At 40.6% G+C, this 19,799-nt stretch carries 17 protein-coding genes; 14 read left to right on the forward strand and 3 right to left on the reverse strand.

From position 1 onward, the window contains the following. The first annotated feature begins 17 nt into the window (after window positions 1-17). The 3 genes from WKU26_RS02995 (at window position 18) to WKU26_RS03005 (ending at window position 4,382) form a co-directional block, all read left to right on the forward strand. Window positions 18-1,853 (forward strand): tetratricopeptide repeat-containing sensor histidine kinase, encoded by a 1,836-nt coding sequence (locus WKU26_RS02995; protein ID WP_340320847.1) that lies wholly within the window; start codon window positions 18-20, stop codon window positions 1,851-1,853. 12 nt (window positions 1,854-1,865) lie between these two features. After that, window positions 1,866-2,627, forward strand: a complete 762-nt coding sequence (locus WKU26_RS03000) for a LytR/AlgR family response regulator transcription factor (RefSeq protein ID WP_340320881.1) — start codon at window positions 1,866-1,868, stop codon at window positions 2,625-2,627. 741 nt (window positions 2,628-3,368) lie between these two features. Then, entirely contained in the window at window positions 3,369-4,382 is a 1,014-nt protein-coding gene (locus WKU26_RS03005; RefSeq protein WP_340320848.1) for a DUF5723 family protein, read from the forward strand. Window positions 4,383-4,497: 115 nt separating this feature from the next. On the opposite strand, the gene yfcE is transcribed toward WKU26_RS03005, so the two are convergent. The 3 genes from yfcE to WKU26_RS03020 form a co-directional block, all read right to left on the reverse strand. Then, complete coding sequence (gene yfcE / locus WKU26_RS03010) at window positions 4,498-5,043, reverse strand: phosphodiesterase (protein ID WP_340320849.1); 546 nt, start codon at window positions 5,041-5,043, stop codon at window positions 4,498-4,500. Between the two features lie 220 nt (window positions 5,044-5,263). Then, complete coding sequence (locus WKU26_RS03015) at window positions 5,264-5,884, reverse strand: LolA-like putative outer membrane lipoprotein chaperone (RefSeq protein ID WP_340320850.1); 621 nt, start codon at window positions 5,882-5,884, stop codon at window positions 5,264-5,266. Window positions 5,885-5,888: 4 nt separating this feature from the next. Further along, the gene (locus WKU26_RS03020) at window positions 5,889-8,417 is read right to left on the reverse strand and encodes an FtsK/SpoIIIE family DNA translocase (protein WP_340320851.1); all 2,529 of its coding nucleotides are present in this window, start codon (window positions 8,415-8,417) and stop codon (window positions 5,889-5,891) included. Between the two features lie 85 nt (window positions 8,418-8,502). Between WKU26_RS03020 and WKU26_RS03025 the strand changes: the two genes are divergently transcribed. The 11 genes from WKU26_RS03025 to WKU26_RS03075 all read left to right on the forward strand — a co-directional run bounded on the left by WKU26_RS03025 (window position 8,503) and on the right by WKU26_RS03075 (window position 19,783). Then, window positions 8,503-9,144 (forward strand): DUF5063 domain-containing protein, encoded by a 642-nt coding sequence (locus WKU26_RS03025; RefSeq protein WP_340320852.1) that lies wholly within the window; start codon window positions 8,503-8,505, stop codon window positions 9,142-9,144. Window positions 9,145-9,175: 31 nt separating this feature from the next. Then, a complete protein-coding gene (locus WKU26_RS03030; RefSeq protein ID WP_340320853.1) occupies window positions 9,176-9,814 on the forward strand; it encodes a 3'-5' exonuclease in 639 nt (212 codons plus the stop codon). Between the two features lie 17 nt (window positions 9,815-9,831). After that, entirely contained in the window at window positions 9,832-11,019 is a 1,188-nt protein-coding gene (locus WKU26_RS03035) for a class I SAM-dependent rRNA methyltransferase (protein WP_340320854.1), read from the forward strand. Between the two features lie 13 nt (window positions 11,020-11,032). Beyond that, window positions 11,033-12,349 (forward strand): DEAD/DEAH box helicase, encoded by a 1,317-nt coding sequence (locus tag WKU26_RS03040; protein WP_340320855.1) that lies wholly within the window; start codon window positions 11,033-11,035, stop codon window positions 12,347-12,349. Between the two features lie 259 nt (window positions 12,350-12,608). Then, complete coding sequence (gene serC, locus WKU26_RS03045; RefSeq protein ID WP_340320856.1) at window positions 12,609-13,679, forward strand: 3-phosphoserine/phosphohydroxythreonine transaminase; 1,071 nt, start codon at window positions 12,609-12,611, stop codon at window positions 13,677-13,679. An 11-nt stretch (window positions 13,680-13,690) separates the two neighbouring features. Further along, window positions 13,691-14,614 (forward strand): NAD(P)-dependent oxidoreductase, encoded by a 924-nt coding sequence (locus WKU26_RS03050; protein WP_340320857.1) that lies wholly within the window; start codon window positions 13,691-13,693, stop codon window positions 14,612-14,614. Between the two features lie 16 nt (window positions 14,615-14,630). Next, a complete protein-coding gene (locus WKU26_RS03055; RefSeq protein WP_340320858.1) occupies window positions 14,631-15,878 on the forward strand; it encodes a DUF1015 domain-containing protein in 1,248 nt (415 codons plus the stop codon). Between the two features lie 189 nt (window positions 15,879-16,067). Further along, a complete protein-coding gene (locus WKU26_RS03060) occupies window positions 16,068-16,685 on the forward strand; it encodes an IMPACT family protein (RefSeq protein ID WP_340320859.1) in 618 nt (205 codons plus the stop codon). Window positions 16,686-16,747: 62 nt separating this feature from the next. Further along, window positions 16,748-17,776, forward strand: coding sequence for a porin (locus tag WKU26_RS03065; protein ID WP_340320860.1), 1,029 nt, complete (start codon window positions 16,748-16,750; stop codon window positions 17,774-17,776). Between the two features lie 219 nt (window positions 17,777-17,995). After that, entirely contained in the window at window positions 17,996-19,027 is a 1,032-nt protein-coding gene (locus tag WKU26_RS03070; RefSeq protein ID WP_340320861.1) for a L,D-transpeptidase, read from the forward strand. A 72-nt stretch (window positions 19,028-19,099) separates the two neighbouring features. Continuing rightward, the gene (locus WKU26_RS03075) at window positions 19,100-19,783 is read left to right on the forward strand and encodes a murein L,D-transpeptidase catalytic domain family protein (RefSeq protein WP_340320862.1); all 684 of its coding nucleotides are present in this window, start codon (window positions 19,100-19,102) and stop codon (window positions 19,781-19,783) included. Window positions 19,784-19,799 lie beyond the last annotated feature (16 nt).

Genomic DNA, 19,799 nt, shown 5'->3' on the forward strand with positions numbered 1-19,799 from the left:
TGGATAGTTTGCTTGTAATGGAAAAAGATAGTGTGGCTTATTATGAGTTATTGGTTGTAAAGGCAAAAGCCATGATGTTTTTGTCAAAGCATGACTCTTCAGAGATTTTATTGAATCGTGCAGAAGACTTTTATCAACGTAATAAAGAGCTGCCGCATATGGAGGATTTCTATATTCAGATATTGAATGGAAAAGGAAATGTTTTCTCCCGTAAGGCAATGTTTGATTCGGCTCTTGTACCTTATAACCGGGCTTGTGGTTTGTGCATGAAGAATGGTGATAAAGAAAAACTGGTTTCTTTATCTCTGAATTTAGCCGATGCCTATCTCAGGGCAGGGCATTATGATTTAAGTTCTTATTGGTATCGTTATTCATTGTCATTGGCAGATTCTTTACAGCTGCCTGATGAGGAGCGTTTTCCTGCTTATGGGGGATTGGGCCAGGTAAATATGGAACTTCGTGATTTTGTACGGTCTGATTATTATTATGATTTAGCCGGAAAGTATTATGACAGGATGACGCCTCATGAGAAAAGATTTTATCTTAATAATAGGGGAAATTCCTACTATTTCCGTGAAGATTACCCTTCTGCTTTGACGTATTTTCGCCGTCTGATGGATTTGCTTCAGGAATACCCTGAGATGACATTTGAAAGAAATATTACCATGGTTAATTTGGGTGACGTATTTCTTTCTATGGGTGAAATAGATTCTGCGGCTTATTATTTGGACCGTTGCTATAATTATTTTCAAAAAGAGGAAAATTATAGTGCATTGTATTATATCGATACGCAACTTATAGAATTGGCATTGAAAGAAGATAATGTACAACTTGCACGAAAACGCTTGCAAAATGCTGTAACTCCAAACTATGTAGAACCTGATATGGTACATATACGAAATCGATATTTGCAGCTTTATTTTGAAAAAGTGGGTGACTTTAAGAATGCATATTATTACCAAAAAGAGAATCAGCGGATTGATGACTCAATCCGAAGTGAGCGGGTAAAAATGAGAGCTGCCGAGATTGCCTTGAAATACAAGCAGGATAGTACATTGATGAAGAAGGAAATTCTCATACGTGAAAAACAAAATGAGGTTTTGTTGTTGAATCAATGGTTGTATCGGATTGTGTTGATTGTGGTAGTATTAATTGCTGTTTCATTGTTTATTGTATTTTACAGAAAGAGGAAAAGAGATCGTGATAAATGGAATATGCAACAGGCAATGACTTCATTGCGACTGGAAAATATACGTAATCGCATTTCTCCTCATTTTATATTTAATGTGCTGAATAGAGAAGTTGCCTTACAGAGAACGGAAAGTGATAATTTACAGAATCTGATAAAAATAATTAGAAAAAATCTGGAATTTACGAGCCATATGGCTGTCACTCTTGCTGATGAATTGGATTTTGTAAACACTTATATTCAGTTGGAACGTCGTACTTTACGGGATGATTTTATTTACGTGGAGGATATTGCTTCTGACGTGGATTTGAAAACTGTACAAGTTCCTTCTATGTTGTTGCAGATTCCTGTAGAAAATGCCATTAAGCATGCTTTACGAATGAAAGAAGGGCAACAAAAGCTTTGGATTCGTATCAAAAAAGAATCTGAGTATATAAAAATTGTAATTTGCGACAATGGAGGAGGTTATAGACCTCACAGTCAGAACAAAGGAACCGGCACAGGAATGAAAGTGCTTACGCAAACCATACAATTGTTGAATTCGTATAATCGTAGACAAATTGTTATGACTATAAATAATGTATCGGTAGAAGGGGGAGAAGTGGGATGTGAAGTTTGTTTCACTGTGCCTTTTGTCTATTCGTATCAATTAAAAGGGAAATAAAAAGTTACTATGATGGAGAAGGTTTATAAAGTTGTTATTATAGATGATGAAGAATGTGCGATTGATAATTTATGTTTTGAACTAAAAAAATATGATTTTATTTCTGTTGAGGGAACTGCACGTAATGGTATTTCAGGAATAAAACTTGTAGAGAAGGTACATCCTGATCTTATTTTTCAGGATGTGGAGTTGCCGGATATGCTGGGAATGGATGTGGTGTCCAAAATACATGATAAGTTATCGGAAAACGCTTGCATTATATTTTATACAGCCTATAATAAATATGTGCTTGATGCTTTCCGGAATTATGCTTTTGATTTCTTATTAAAACCTATTGATTCCAAAGAGTTGGAACTTGTGATGACACGTTTTATTGATAGAATGCATTCATCTGCTCAATTGTCATCCAATCGTATTACTATAGGGACTGAAGGAGAGAAACCATTTATGGTAGTTACTCCTACAGGTGATCTGCGCTTTCTCCGTGCTTCCGAAATAGGATACTTTCGCTATTTATCTAATCGTAAAATCTGGGAAGTTGCTCTTTCAAATGGGACTTTCCTTCCTTTGAAACGCAACACTACAGCTGAACAACTTTGTGCTTACGACTCTTCTTTTATTCAAGTACACCAGTCGTATATCATTAATATGAATTTCCTTATTATGGTTCAGGACAATCGCTGTATCATGTATCCTCCTTTTAATCAATCAGGAGATTTACTGGTTTCTAAGAAATATAAAAAGGAAATGATGGACCGTTTTTATCAGTTATAAATGTCAGCTTGGAATTCTGATGAAGTTATTTGTCTTAATTGGAGTAAATCGCAAAAACTTATCTATCTGTTTTGGACAGGTGGGGATGCGATAGGTTTGTATATCAGGAATGGAAATAAAATTGATATATACTGGTGGTAAATGGCTGCCAAGTTTAAGACGCTCAGACTTTGGTGATGGAGAACTAACGTTTTCGGTACATTATCCTTTTATTGTCGGAAACTGAATTTACGCCTTCGTATCGTATCTCGACCAATCAGAATATAGAAGGATATAATGCTGCTGATATTTAATTTGTACAAAAGACCTTGCCTGCAGGAGAATACAAGTCTGATATGGTGTTCAATCTAAAATGCACAGATTGAACATTAATCTAAATAATGAATTGAAAAATGTCGGGATAAAGGTTCGGACTTTAGTAAATGGTGAAATGAATCTATTGACAGGTAAAACAAGTGTCTCATCTGAGGGTGCTTCATTCGATCTTGTTGCTTTCTAAAATATAGATTGCCCATGTGTTTAATTTCTTTATTGGTGTTCATGTAAAGAATCTCTTAAATTTCAAGGAAATAGTTGAATGCCGATTTAGATGCTATCAATTTTTTTTCTTTTAGTAGCAAATTGTGCTTGTTTAATCCTTGATTTGGTTCTTATAGTACTAAATCTGGCTTTGTTGCTGGTTTGGTTTTTAAAGAATTTTATACTTTTGCAAATAATTAAAACAATGTTGGATATATTATTATGAAAACCATTAGTTGTAAAAAGATTTGTCTGATTGCGGGAATAATATATGGGGGAATGAACATTCACGCCCAGTATTTGCGTACTTCTTATTTTATGGAAGGAACGAGTTATCGTTTGCAGATGAATCCTGGTTTACAACCTACCCGTGGCTATTTTAACTTTCCTGTGATTGGCTCGCTTAATGTAGCTGCGTCTTCTAATGTGTTGGGGACAAATGATATTATAGATATTCTTGATTCTAAAGAGGATTTGTTTACCAATGATAAGTTGTATAATCGCTTGAAATCAGATAACCGGCTGAATGTGAACTTCAATACAGATATTCTATCATTTGGATGGTATAAAGGAAAAGGTTTCTGGTCTGTGAATGTAGGACTTCGTACTGATATAGGGGCTTCACTTACCAAGTCTATGTTTGAGTATATGCGGAATATTGATGGTTTCAATATTGAAGAGGGTGGAGTCCATTCTTATGAATTAGGAAACCAAAGAGTCAATATAAATGCTTATGCTGAAGTCGGTCTTGGATACTCTCGTCCTATTACGGATAGGTTGACTATTGGTGGACGTGTAAAGGCTTTATTGGGAGTTGCTCATGCCGAAATGGAGGTAGAACGCTTTGATGTGGATTTGGAGATGCCGGATATGGCGAATGTAGATCCTGAAAATTTGCGTCCGGAAGACTGGTATGGTAGCCAATATGCTTATAATGTAAAAGCAAATGTAACTACTTCTTTCTCCGGAGGAGGATTAGGCTTTAACGAAAATCAGCAAATTGATGAATTTGATTTTGATGGTGGCATTGGTATTGCAGGTCTTGGCTTTGGAGTTGATTTAGCTGCAAGTTACTCTCCAGTTCAGGCAAACGGAAAATCTTTTGGAGTCGCTCTGAAATTAGGACCATTGTTTGTTGGAACAGATTATATGTATCTTGGAGGTAACTCTAATTCTGTGAATGGATTTATAGGTATTTCATTTCCGTTAGGAAAGAAAAAAACAGAATCTATCTGATAGATTTTATTGAAGCGATTTTGGATATAATACTGAAGGCTGTCTCTGTATTTATAGCTTTTTCTTGTCTGTCTCTTTAAATAATAAAGCTATAGCAGAGCAGCCTTCTTTCTTTTTATACGGTAGGATTATATTCTTTTAGCAGTTTTCCATCTAATGTGTAGATGCGTACAGTCTCTTTTTCGTAAGTAGCAAAAGTAGGTAGGTTTCCCCCTTTAGGGAAAGTAATGGAACCTGTATTGCAAATGACTGTGCCGTCCTGCTCTTCCAATTTCCATAAATGGGTGTGTCCGTAAAAGAAATAGTCGGGATGTCCTTTCGGCATTTTATCTTCGTTGTAAATATGGCCGTGAGTGAGAAACAAGCGTTTCCCGTTATCTACAAGAAGTGCATAGTCTGCCATTACTGGAAAGTCGAGTAGCATTTGGTCTACTTCCGATTCGCAGTTTCCGCGAACTGCTATAATCTGGTCGGCCATGTTGTTCAGACGCTCGGCTATCGCTTTGGGGTTTAATCCTTCGGGAACACTGTTTCGGGGACCATAGTTCAGAATATCTCCCAGTATGCAGAGCATATCACATTGCTGCTCATTATAAAAGTTTAATACGGTTTCTAAAGTAGGCAGAGAGCCATGAATGTCGGATACAATTAAATATTTCATTTTTTCTTTTTTTAGTTGATTTGAGTAGGCAAATATACTTGTTTTGGCTGATTTTATTGGGTAATAAAAGGAAATCTTGATTGAGTGAAACCCTTCAAAAAACGTGACTTGTATCGTGAGCTCTCGATACAGGTATCGTTGCTTGTCGATACAAGTATCGTTGCCTCACGATACAAGTCACGTTTTTAAGGGTAAAAGAGCACGGAAAACATGAATGCGATTATCGCATATCAATGATTTCGGCATTAGGATATTTTTTTGCGTCGAAACGGAAACTGGCTGCTGTCAGTCCCTGTACCGTTTTGTATGAACGTATAATAAATTTCTGCTGCTCGCCATTAGATTGTTTCACGGAAATGTCTGCTGGATGATAAGCAGTTGAAATATGTAGTACGACCGACGAAATTTCATGATTGCCTGAAGTACGGGGAGTAAGCAGAATTTCGTAGTTCGACTTCCCTCCTTGGTTTTTCACTCCATTGTACTGATAGTTATAATGTTGACGATAAGAGGTGAGGATGGCGTATGGATTTACGCTTTGCAGCTCTTCGGGGGTAGGGGTAGAGATTGTCACTTCTTCGTTTTCCTCTACGTAACTCCACTGAGTTTTTCCGTCAAACCAGCTTTTCACACCTCCGCAGTCCAGATAGAAGCTGGTGCCTTGCAGCATCAATGTACCTTCCTGGCTTCCTCCAAAAGTTAGACTTACTCCTTTAGACTGCTGGAAAACAGCAAGAGTTTTGTCTAAAATTTCACGGGCTTTGATGTCTTGTTGTGCAAATACCTGACCGATTCCTGTCAAAATCAGGCCTATTGCAAGCATATAAAGTTTCTTCTTCATTGTTTCAATTCTTTAAATTGTTCATACGCATTTCCAGATCGTTTTCGTCTATGCAAAGTACATCACGCGCTTTACTGCCATTGGCTGGACCTACTATACCGGCTCTTTCTAATTGATCCATAATGCGTCCGGCACGGTTGTAGCCGATAGAGAATTTGCGCTGGATAAGAGAAGTTGAACCTTGCTGATGGTAAATAATCAGTCTGGCTGCTTCTTCAAACAGAGGGTCCAGACGGTTCATATCTACATCGCCTACTGCGCTGCTTTCGGCATTTTCGTCAATATATTCTGGTAACATGAAAGCTGTCGGATAACCCTGCTGGCGACTGATATAGTTGGCTATTTTTTCTACTTCCGGGGTATCCACAAATGCACATTGTACACGAACCGGATCATTGCCCTGTAAATAGAGCATATCTCCCTTACCGATGAGCTGCTGAGCTCCCGGACGGTCGAGAATCGTACGTGAGTCCATCATAGAAGCTACACGGAATGCAACTCGTGCCGGGAAGTTGGCCTTGATGGTACCGGTGATGATATTGGTTGTCGGACGCTGGGTTGCGATAATGGCATGAATACCAATGGCACGTGCCAGCTGTGCGATGCGGCAAATAGGTAATTCAACCTCTTTTCCGGCGGTCATAATCAAGTCCCCGAACTCATCGATGATGATGACAATGTATGGCATAAACCGGTGTCCCTTTTCCGGATTCAGTTGCCGGTTGATGAATTTTGCATTGTATTCTTTGATATTTCGGCATCCGGCTTTACGCAATAAATCGTAGCGGGTGTCCATCTCCACACAGAGTGAATTGAGTGTCTGGACTACCTTTGTTACATCAGTAATGATGGCATCTTCTCCGTCGGGTAGTTTTGCAAGGAAATGCTTCTCGATGGGAGCATAGATGGCAAACTCTACTTTTTTGGGGTCGATAATGACGAACTTCAGCTCGCTGGGATGCTTTTTGTACAACAACGATGTGACGATTGCATTTAATCCGACCGATTTACCTTGTCCGGTAGCACCGGCAACCAACATATGTGGTGCCTTAGCTAAGTCTACCATAAAGACTTCGTTGGTAATGGTTTTTCCCAGGGCAACAGGCAGGTCGAAAGTTGTTTCCTGAAACTTTTTGCTGGCCAGTATCGAGCTCATGGGTACAATGCGCGGATTGGCATTAGGTACTTCAATACCAATGGTTCCTTTTCCCGGTATGGGGGCGATGATACGTATGCCTAAAGCCGAGAGACTTAGGGCAATGTCGTCTTCCAGATTTCTGATTTTGGAAATACGTACTCCTTCTGCCGGAGTAATTTCGTACAACGTAATAGTAGGTCCTACGCTGGCCTTGATGGAACTGATTTCAATGCCGAAGCTACGTAATACCTTAATGATACGGTCCTTGTTGGCATTTTGTTCTTCCATATCGATTGTAGGCTCATGGTCTCCGTAAGAGTTGAGCAAATCGAGTGTCGGAAACTGATAATGTTCCAAATCCAGACGAGGATTATAGGGTTGGCTAATTTTGCCATGATATTCTTCGTCTTCTTCGTTGTGGTTGTCATCTATCTCGAATGAAGGCTCTTCTACTTGCTGATTGGGCTGCAAATCTTCTTGTTCCATTTGCATAAGCATCAGATTTTCTTCCTCCTCATTGTCCTTTGTATGAGGATGGTTTGCAGGCAGTTCGTCGACAGTTAGTTCTATTTCGTTAGGCTTTGAGTCCGTGTAATTCCCATTTTCCGGCTCTGTATATTTGTCTGTGTCGTCGTCGGTTGTGGGTAATGTCTCTTCTTGAATGGTATGAGATTCTTCTTTGTTTTCTCTTTCCTTCTTTATGGCTTGTGAGGCCTCAGATTGTACAGATTCTGCTCTTTCCTCAGTCATTTTTTTCTTTCGTTTGGGCAATGACGGATGGAATAGTTTGCGTACCATCTGAATGGTAGATTTGGAGAAAAATACACCTAATAAAATGGCGGTAATGAGTAATCCAAGCAGCAATCCTGAAGCTCCGATTTGTGAACATATCCATAGGCTGATGTTATATCCGTGTAGTCCGCCCGGATACAAGAAAGAATCCTGAAATGTCCCTTCAAACATGAAACCCAGGGCAATGGACAGCCATATCATCAGTAAAGAGCATCCGGCAAACCATTTCCGTAGTTTAAAATCGTATGCTTTCATTAGTTTCATACCTGTCACTATAAGAAATACGATAATTAAATAGGCAGAAATACCGAAGCAGTCATTGATTAGAAACTGTGATAATTGTGCTCCTCGGGCTCCGGCATAATTCTGGATGCGGTTTCCTGTTTCCAGCAATTCGCCAGGGTTGGGGTGTGAAAGTATACTTTGGTCATTTCCTCCTGTAAAAAAGAAAGAACTGAAAGCAAGCAACATATATACGCCGAAAATTACACAGAAAAGCCCGACTGTAAAATGAAAGGTCTCGCTTTTGATGGCTGTTACCACTTTCCCGGCACTGATAAATTTCTCTTCGCTGGTTTTGTTATCTGTTTTTTTCTTTGTCATAACACCTTATTTTATACATGCAAATGTACGAATAAAACTAAAACTGCGAAATTTTTTTCATACCTTTGCACCATAATATGGAGTTATGGAAAAGAACACAAAAATTATATTCGATAAGAATACAGTTGAATTTGTAACAGTGGCGGCTGAGTTCTGCGGATTCTTGGAACGGGCGCCTCAGATTTCCCGTCGTTCGTTTGTAGATAAGTCTCTTAAGTTGCTGCCTTTGCTTTATCTGAAGGCCTCTTTGCTCCCTCAGGGAGAGCGGATGGATGAATTCGATCCGGAGTTGTTTGTCACAGAGGGAGACTATCAGCGCATATGTGGTGGAATTGCTGCGCTGCTGGGTGAAAAGGATGATTATCTGGAAGTGTTTCTTGATGATATGGCTTACAGTGATACTCCTATTAAACAGAATATTTCAGAAGGACTGGCAGACATTTATCAACCCCTGAAGGATTTTGTATGTGTGTATCAGTTAGGATTTGAGCAGACAATGAATGATGCCTTGGTTATTTGCCGTGAACAGTTCGCTGAATTTTGGGGGCAGCGTTTGGTTAATGTGATGCGTGCATTGCATACGGTAAAATATGCTGCAGGAGCGGAAGATGAAGAGGACGAATATTCTAATGTAACTTTGCATGGGGATGAGGAGTTCGATGAAAATGACTTGTACGAAGGGCTTGAAACTGGAGATGATGATGGTTTTGGAGACCGTTGGGAATAATGATGAAAAAACCCTTTACAGAAAACTTGGAATGATTGTACTACAGAATAAAATAAAAAAACAGATAGTAGCCGAAATGCCGAAAGTGGTTTTCCCGGGGCGGATTTTTGTGGTCTATACAGAAGCGGAAGCACGGAAAGCTGTCGATTATCTAAACAGGCATGAGGTGGTAGGAGTTGATACTGAAACGCGTCCTTCGTTCCGTCGGGGTACGACTCATCAGGTGGCATTGCTTCAGATATCTACACAGGATACATGCTTCCTTTTTCGGTTGAACCGTTTGGGGTTGCCTGATTTTCTGGAAGATTTTCTTTTGAACGATGTGCTGAAGATCGGACTTTCGCTGAAGGATGACTTTGCCATGCTTCGCAAACGGAATAATAAAGATCCGCGTCAAGGCAATTGGATTGAATTGCAGGATTATGTTCGTCATTTTGGAATAGAGGAAATGAGCTTGCAGAAAATTTATGCCTTATTGTTTGGAAAGAAGATATCCAAAAGCCAGCGCCTTTCCAATTGGGAAGCTGAGAGTCTTACAGAAGCACAGCAGTTATATGCTGCAACTGATGCATGGGCTTGTGTAGAGATTTATACCTACCTTGAGGAATTGAAAAGGGAAGGTAATTTTCGCGTGGAGCGGGTGATAGAAGAAGCTCCGGTTAATAATTGATTTTATCCGTTACATTTATGTCATATAAGAAAGTATATCTTAAACCGGGAAAGGAAGAATCGCTGAAGCGTTTCCATCCTTGGGTTTTTTCGGGAGCTATTGCCCGTGTAGAAGGGGAGCCCGAAGAAGGTGAAGTAGTAGATGTTTATACTTCGAAAAAAGAATTTATAGCTTGTGGCCATTTCCAGATTGGTAGTATTGCTGTGCGTGTACTGTCGTTTGAGCAGGTGGAAATTAATGCTCAGTTTTGGAGACAAAAACTACAGGTGGCAAAAGATCTGCGCTGTGCACTTGGCTTGATAGGCAATCCGAGGAATAACACTTATCGTCTGGTACATGGGGAAGGTGATAACTTGCCGGGCCTTATTATTGATGTATACGACCATACTGCTGTGATGCAGGCACATTCTGCAGGTATGCATGTGTATCGGATGGAGATAGCCGATGCTTTGTCGGAAGTGATGGGAGATATTATTCAGAATATTTACTATAAGTCAGAAACTACATTACCGTTTAAGGCAGATCTGCTGGCGACAGAAAATGGCTTTATCAAGGGAGGAAGTCCTGAGAACGTGGCTATGGAGAATGGACTGAAGTTTCATGTGGACTGGTTGAAAGGACAGAAAACCGGATTCTTTGTCGACCAGCGTGAGAACCGTAGCCTGTTGGAACGTTATGCAAAGGGACGGAATGTTTTGAATATGTTCTGTTATACGGGTGGATTCTCTTTTTATGCCATGAGAGGAGGAGCAAATCTGGTACATTCAGTAGACAGTTCCGCAAAGGCTATTGACTTGACAAATGATAATGTAGAGTTGAACTTCCCGGGAGATACCCGCCATAAAGCGTATGCTGAAGATGCCTTTAAATACTTGGACCGCATGGGTGATCAGTATGACCTGATTATTCTCGATCCTCCAGCTTTTGCCAAGCATCGTGATGCACTTCGCAATGCACTTCGTGGATATACCAAGTTGAACGCGAAGGCATTCGAGAAAATCCGTCCCGGAGGTATACTGTTTACTTTCTCCTGCTCGCAGGTAGTAAGCAAGGAAAACTTCCGTAATGCGGTATTTACTGCTGCTGCACAGAGTGGACGTAGTGTACGTATCTTACATCAGCTTACACAGCCCGGAGATCATCCGGTAAATATTTATCATCCTGAAGGAGAATACTTGAAGGGATTAGTGTTGTACGTAGAATAATTAAAATATACCTATGGATATCCGGACTATACTTGCCAATTTGAAAATCGAACAGTTGAATGCCATGCAGCAAGTTGCTGTGGATGTATGTAAAGAAGGAAGCGATCTGATTCTTTTGTCACCTACAGGTACTGGCAAAACGTTGGCTTATCTTCTTCCGCTGGTTTCATTACTGAAGCCTGGTGTGGAAGGGGTACAGGCTGTTGTCTTGGTGCCTTCTCGGGAACTGGCATTGCAGATTGAACAGGTCTTCAAGGCAATGGGTACGGATTTTAAGGTAATGAGCTGCTACGGTGGGCGTCCGGCAATGGACGAACACCGTACTATGAAAGGAATTCGTCCATCGGTCGTGATTGCTACTCCCGGCCGTATGAACGATCATCTGACCAAGCAGAATATCGATGCTTCATCTGTCCGGACATTGGTTATCGATGAATTTGACAAATGTCTGGAGTTTGGATTTCAGGAGGAAATGGCTGAAGTGATAGGTAAACTTCCTGCCTTGAAGCGTCGTTTTTTGCTTTCTGCTACCGATACGGAAGATATTCCACGTTTTACTGGATTGAACAAAACAGTGAAACTTGATTTTCTCGATCCGGATACACAGGGGATAAACCGTATCCATATATATAAGGTAATGTCGCCAGTCAAGGATAAACTGGAAACATTATATAAGTTGTTATGTAGTTTGGGTGATCAGTCTACGCTTGTCTTCTGTAATCATCGTGAAAGTGTAGACCGGGTAGGTAAGTATCTGCATTCTATGAAAGTGTATTGTGAAACTTTCCATGGTGGAATGGAACAGGACGACCGCGAACGTGCGCTTTACAAGTTTCGTAACGGAAGTTGCCATATATTTATTTCTACCGATTTGGCTGCCCGCGGACTGGATATTCCAGATATTCGGAATGTAGTGCACTATCATCTTCCGATAGCCGAAGATGGTTTTGTACATCGTAACGGACGTACAGCTCGTTGGGAGGCAGACGGTAATGCATATATTATTTTGCATCCAGAAGAATCAATACCTTCTTATCTGAAAGGAAATCCGGAAGAATTTGTATTACCGGAACAAACCCCGAAGCCTGCTTTACCAGCCTATGTTACTTTATATATTGGTAAAGGGAAAAAAGATAAAATCAATAAAATAGATATCGTGGGTTTCCTGTTTAAGAAAGGCGGGTTGAGCAAGGAAGATATCGGTCGGGTAGATGTAAAGGACCATTATGCTTTTGCGGCTGTTTCACGGAAAAAGGTGAAACAAACGTTAAAACTTATACAAAATGAAAAGATAAAAGGGGTAAAAACTTTGATAGAACAGGCAAAATAATATCTTTGTGATATTATTAATCTTTCATCTTCCGCTCTTCTCGGGTGGTATGCTATGATGACTGGAATGCCTGTTTGTCATAGGTGGGTATGGCTGTGCCAATTTGATATTTAAATCTTCGTTTTAAGAGTAAAATGAAAGTATAAATATTATAATACTGGAAATTTATCATCAAAACTTTTGGAAGTCTGAAAATAATCGCTAAATTCGCAAATGTCGAGATTAAAAACAAGATTGTTAAACCAAAACAAACTTCCAAATGAAAAAGCATAATTTTAATGCGGGGCCTTCTATTCTGCCGCGCGAGGTGATTGAAAAAACAGCTCAGGCTATTCTTGATTTCAACGGTTCAGGGCTTTCTTTGATGGAAATCAGTCACCGTGCTAAAGATTTCCAGCCAGTGGTAGATGAGGCAGTAGCCTTATTCAAAGAACTTCTGAACATACCAGACGGCTATTCGGTGCTTTTCCTTGGGGGAGGAGCAAGTATGGAGTTTTGTATGGTTCCCTATAACTTCCTGGAAAAGAAAGCCGCTTATCTGAATACGGGTACTTGGGCTAAAAAGGCACTGAAAGAGGCTAAAGGATTTGGTGAAACTGTAGAAGTTGCCTCTTCCGAAGCTGAAGGTTATACTTATATACCGAAAAACTATACAGTTCCTGCTGATGTAGACTATTTCCATATCACGACCAATAATACCATTTATGGAACAGAATTGCATGCCGATTTGGATGTAGATGTTCCAATGATAGCCGATATGTCTTCTGATATTTTCTCTCGTCCGGTTGATGTCTCTAAATACATCTGTATCTATGGTGGTGCGCAGAAAAATCTTGCTCCGGCTGGTGTAACATTTGTAATTGTAAAGAATGATGCATTAGGTAAGGTTTCTCGCCATATTCCTACGATGTTGAATTATCAGACTCATGTAGACAAAGGGTCTATGTTTAATACTCCTCCGGTAGTACCTATTTATGCAGCTTTGCAGACATTACGTTGGATTAAGGCACAGGGTGGGGTTGAAGAGATGCAGCGTCGTGCTAAACAGCGCGCGGAGATGTTGTATGCAGAAATAGACCGTAACAAACTGTTCAGAGGTACGGTTACTGTACAAGAAGACCGTTCATATATGAATATTTGCTTCGTAATGGCTGATGAGTATAAAGACCTGGAAGCTGACTTCTTGAAATTTGCTACCGAACGTGGTATGGTGGGTATCAAAGGACATCGTTCTGTCGGTGGTTTCCGTGCATCATGCTACAATGCAATGCCGGTAGAAAGTGTGCAGGCATTGATAGACTGTATGCAAGAATTTGAAAAAACTCATTAAATCTTACTATTATGAAAGTTTTAATTGCAACCGAAAAGCCGTTTGCTAAGGTAGCAGTCGACGGTATCCGTCAGGAAGTGGAAGCGGCAGGCTATGAATTGGCTCTGTTGGAAAAATATACAGATAAGGAACAGTTACTTGATGCGGTAGAGAATGTAGATGCAATCATAATCCGCAGCGACATAATTGATGAGCAAGTATTGGATGCTGCCAAAGAGTTGAAGATTGTAGTTCGTGCCGGTGCCGGTTATGACAATGTGGATTTGGAAGCTGCTACAGCTCATCAGGTTTGTGTGATGAATACACCGGGACAGAATTCAAATGCTGTAGCTGAGTTGGCTTTCGGTATGATGGTGATGGCAGTGCGCAACTTCTATGATGGAAAAGCCGGTACAGAGTTGAAAGGAAAGAAGTTGGGTATCCATGCTTACGGAAATGTGGGCCGGAATGTGGCTCGTATAGCCAAAGGCTTTGGAATGGAAATATATGCATACGATGCTTATTGTCCAAAGGATGTGATGGAAAAAGATGGTGTGATACCATTGGATTCTGTTCAGGCTTTGTATGAAACATGTCAAATTGTGTCATTGCATATTCCGGCTACTCCTGAAACCAAGAACTCCATAGACTACGATTTGGTTAACCGGATGCCGAAGAGTGGTGTGCTGGTAAATACGGCTCGTAAGGAAGTCATCAATGAGGTTGATCTGCTGCGTTTGATGCACGACCGTCCGGATCTGAAATACGTGACCGATATTATGCCTGTTCATCATGAAGAGTTTGCATCTCATTATCCTGGACGTTATTTTTCTACTCCGAAGAAGATGGGGGCTCAAACTGCCGAAGCTAATATCAATGCAGGCATTGCAGCAGCTCGTCAGATTGTAGACTTCTTCCAAAACGGCTGTGAGAAATTCCGTGTCAATAAAAAATAACTAAAAATCTGATACTATGGCTAAAATCAAACCTTTTAAAGGAATTCGTCCTCCTCAAGAATGGGTGGAGCAGGTTGCTTCCCGGCCTTATGATGTGTTGAATTCGGCCGAAGCCCGTGAAGAAGCAAAAGGGAACGAAAAGTCACTTTATCATATCATCAAGCCCGAGATTGATTTTCCCGAAGGTACAGACGAACACGATCCTGCTGTATACGATAAAGCTGTGGAGAATTTCCGTATGTTTCAGGAGAAAGGATGGCTGGTGCAGGATACGAAAGAGTGCTATTACATTTATGCCCAGACCATGAACGGGAAAACGCAATATGGATTGGTTGTAGGAGCTTATGTACCCGACTACATGAATGGCGTGATAAAAAAACATGAACTGACTCGTCGTGATAAGGAAGAAGATCGCATGAAGCATGTGCGTATCAATAATGCGAATATTGAACCTGTATTTTTTGCTTATCCGGATAATAAGGTGTTGGAAGGTATTATTGCAAAATATACGGCACAAAAGCCTGTTTACGATTTTGTAGCTCCTGACGATGGGTTTGGACATACTTTTTGGGTGATAGACTGCGATGAGGATATTGCTGCTATTACAAAGGAGTTTGCTTCTATGCCTTCTTTGTATATTGCAGACGGACATCACCGGAGTGCAGCTGCAGCCTTGGTAGGGGCAGAGAAGGCCAGTCGGAATCCTGATCACCGGGGAGATGAAGAATATAATTATTTTATGGCAGTTTGTTTCCCGGCCAATCAGCTTACTATTATCGATTACAACCGTGTGGTGAAGGATCTTAATGGGCTGACTCCGGCTCAGTTCCTGGAAGCGTTGAAGATTCATTTTGATGTCGAAGAGAAAGGCACTCAAGAGTACAGACCGTCTGCCTTACATAATTTCTCATTGTATATGGATGGCAAGTGGTATAGTCTTACTGCCAAGCCGGGTACTTATAATGATCATGACCCGATAGGTGTGCTGGACGTAACTATCTCTTCAAATCTTATTTTGGACGAGATTCTGGGCATTAAGGATTTACGCTCGGATAAACGGATTGATTTTGTTGGAGGTATACGTGGATTGGGAGAGTTGAAGAAACGGGTAGATAGTGGTGAAATGAAAATGGCGCTGGCTCTTTATCCGGTTTCCATGAAACAGTTGATGGATATTGCCGATACAGGTAATATCATGCCGCCTAAAACTACTTGGTTTGAACCTAAACTCCGTTCAGGGCTGGTGATACATAAGTTAGACTAATATCGAAAGTTGTTTTTTGTTTCTCGTCGGAGAAAGAATAGAAAGTTTTCAATTTCTATGGCTTATGTGTTATGAACGATGATATCATTTCCATAAAATAGCCCTAAGGAGGGGAGGTCAGGATATTTTAGAGAAAGTATCCTGACCTTTTTTTATGTGGTAAAAATAAGATTTTCTACCTTTGTCTTCATGATGACAGAAGATACTTATAAAACCATAGCAGCTCCGGCAGAATCTGTTTATACAGAGAAACGGAGTAAATTTATTGCAATTGCTTTGCCTGTACGTACGCTTGCAGAAATCAAGGCCTATTTGGATGAATATCAGAAAAAGTATTACGATGCCCGCCATGTATGTTATGCCTATATGTTGGGGGCAGAGCGTAAGGAGTTTCGTGCCAATGATAATGGCGAACCTTCCGGTACGGCAGGAAAACCTATATTGGGACAGATTAACTCCAATGAGCTTACAGATATCCTGGTAATAGTTGTCCGCTATTTCGGGGGAATTAAATTGGGTACCAGTGGTCTTATAGTTGCGTATAAGACTGCAGCAGCACAAGCCTTGTCCGAAGCACAGATTATAGAGAAAACAGTAGATGAACAAGTGACAGTAGTATTTGAATATCCTTTTATGAACGATATTATGCGTATTGTAAAGGAAGAGTCTCCAGAGGTTCTTGATCAGTCATACGACATGGATTGTGTGATGACTCTCCGTATCCGTAAGTCGCAGATGCCCCGGTTACGTATGCGGCTGGAAAAGGTGGAGACAGCACGTATATCTGATGATGTAACATCTTTGTAATACATTTGACATAATCTGTTTATATACCTCCCATACTTTTGTAGCCAAAAAGAAAATACTTCATGAGAAAGCAACTTTTAGCGTGTACAAGCACATTGCTGATGGCAGTTTCTTCATTCACAGCAACTGCACAGACCATCGACTTGAAAGATTATTTGCCGGAGGTTCATGGTACTATCCGTGGTAAATACGAGTATCAGACTACTAATGACGAACAACGTTTCCAGGTACGAAATGCACGTGTCAGCTTTTCGGGAAATGTTCATCCTAAAGTTCGCTACAAAGCAGAAATCGATTTATGCGATGAAGGTGAAATGAAAATGCTCGACGCTTATGTGTGTGTCACTCCTTTCCAGAATTGGGAGGTCACAATCGGACAGAAGCGAGTTCCTTTTACAATCGATGCACATCGTTCTCCTCATCAGCAGTATTTTGCTAACCGCTCTTTTATTGCCAAACAGATGGGTAGTTTACGTGATGCGGGTGCTACTTTGAAGTATAAACAAAAAGAGGGATTTCCTTTTGATATAGAAGCCGGACTGTTCAGTGGCTCCGGGCTTACCGAGCAAAAAGGCTGGCATAAGGTATTGTGTTACTCCGGAAAAATACAAATGTATCCGTTCAAAGGATATAATCTTACTTTGAGTACCCAGCGCGTCCGTCCTGCAGATACCAATATTTATATGTACGATGTAGGTACTTACTACGAATGGAATAACTGGCATTTCGAAGTAGAAGCTATGTACAAGCGATATGCTCATGTTGATTTTGATGATGTATGGGCTGTCGATGCATTTGTCAATTACGATTGGTTCTTCCGTAATCAGAAAATGCTGTTCAAGAAAATGTCTATTCTGGCCCGTTTCGATTATATGGGAAATAATAGCGAAGGCATACCTGATGAAAACGGACAGCTGGTGATTGATGATCACGAACGTAAGCGTATTACCGGCGGTCTCACTTTCAGTCTTGGAAAACCGTTTCAAGCCGACTTAAGAGTAAACTACGAAAAATATTTTTATAAAGACTTATCATTGGCCAAACCATCAGAGCAAGATAAGTTCGTAATAGAAATGATGGTTCGTTTCTAAGCGTTATAAGCAGGAGAGCACGGAAGTTTTGCAGGAGCAGAGCTTCCGTGCTCTTTTTATAGTAACCTGTAAGTAGAAGTTTATTATTTTGTATCTGATATTATTTTCATAGAAAAACACTCTCTTCTGATAAACTATTTGTCTTTCAGTTTGTTTGTTAAATAAAAGATTGTTTTTATAAATATATTTTGTTAACTTTGAATCACAAGGAATATTCTTATGAAAAGCATATTTCATATTATCTTCATGTTTTTGGTAGCCTGTTCTTTCTTTTTAGGCTGCGAACATGGTCAGGCAAATAAATATTCATTGTTGGACTGGCCGGATACAGCCCGTGTTGATACTCCTCTTTTAGTTTTTCCTCCTAAGGCTCGTCCGTTATTGGCATCCGATATACAGATTACTAAAGAATTGCTGTACGACCGTTATACATTAAAAGATACCTACTCTTATAAAGATACGGTGCGTAGTTTTAAATGGGAGACCATCCGTAAGTGTATAGCCTTTGTAGAAAATCTTCTTACCGACAGTTTGCAATTAGGTGTTTTTAAAAACTATAAAAATCTGAATAGCGAAGCTCCTTTGGTAAAACAGTTTGTACGAAATGTGTATGGACGTGTGGCAGATACTCTTGGCGTAGAAAGATATCAGTCGGTTCCTTTGTATCATCCTACCGATGAGGAAACTCCTGTGCGTTATGGCCGCGACGGTAGTATAGTAAATATTCTCGAAGAAGATTCTGTCTTTTATCGGGTAGCTCCTATCACCATCGAAGGTGAGTGGCTTGTTCCGCGCCGTTATGTCAAACGCTTGAAGTATCCTACCCATTTCCTTCATCTTGTTTTTGTCGACCGTAGAGATCAGAATATTGTTTCCTTGGAACGTGAATCCCGCGGTCACTGGAAAGTACGAAGTATGAATCCGGCTACTACCGGTCTTCATCGTCCTCCTTATGCACAGGAAACTCCTTTAGGCATGTTTCTTCTCCAACAGAAAAAAGAACGAATGGTTTTTCTGAAAGACGGTTCGTCTGCAGTAGGAGGGTATGCTCCTTATGCAAGTCGTTTTACAAACGGAGCCTACATTCACGGAGTGCCGGTTAATGCACCCCGTACTTCCATGATAGAATACAGTTGGTCATTAGGCACAATTCCTCGTTCGCATATGTGTGTGCGCAATGCCACTTCTCACGCCAAGTTTATTTACGATTGGGCACCTGTTGAGGCTACGTTAGTAGTGGTTATCGAATAATATTTAACAATCCTGATTCTTCCTATTCGACTGAAAAGCAGTATTTTTGCCGCTAAATTGTAAATAGACATCATGCGGCGAATTATATTTTCAGTTATTTTATGCTGTATTCCTTTTGCAGCCTTCAGAGCAGGAAGTTCTTCTCCTGTGAATGAAATGGCCAAGGTAGACGAATGTGAAGAGTTGTACGAATTCATGCAACTTGATGGTGTCGTCAATCCTGTTGCCTTCCGTCAGGCTGTAGCCGGATATAATAAAATAGAGCAGCGTAAGCGAGATATCCTCACGCTTATCGATTTCTCCAAACCCTCCACAGAAAAGCGTCTGTATGTATTCGATATGCGTCAGCGAAAACTGCTGTTCTCATCAGTAGTAGCACACGGCAGAAACAGCGGAGGCAATTATGCCACCTCTTTTTCCAATAAACAAGGCTCCTATAAAAGCTCTTTAGGCTTTTACCTTACCGAGAGCACCTATCAGGGACGTAACGGTTATTCCCTCATACTCGAAGGGCTGGAAAAAGGTATAAACGACCGTGCCCGCGAGCGTGCCATAGTGATACATGGAGCTTCCTATGCCGATCCGTCGGTTATTCCTTCCAGCGGACGTTTGGGAAGAAGTTTAGGTTGTCCGGCTCTCCCGCAGAAACTTTCCCGTCCTATTATCGATGCCATTAAAGGAGGGAGTGTTATCTATATTTATGCCGACCAGCCCGATTACCTGACACAAAGTTCTATTCTCCATTCTATTGTATAAGTCAAAAACAAGTGCT

Source organism: Phocaeicola sp. HCN-40430, from assembly GCF_037890285.1.
Classification (GTDB): domain Bacteria; phylum Bacteroidota; class Bacteroidia; order Bacteroidales; family Bacteroidaceae; genus Phocaeicola; species Phocaeicola acetigenes.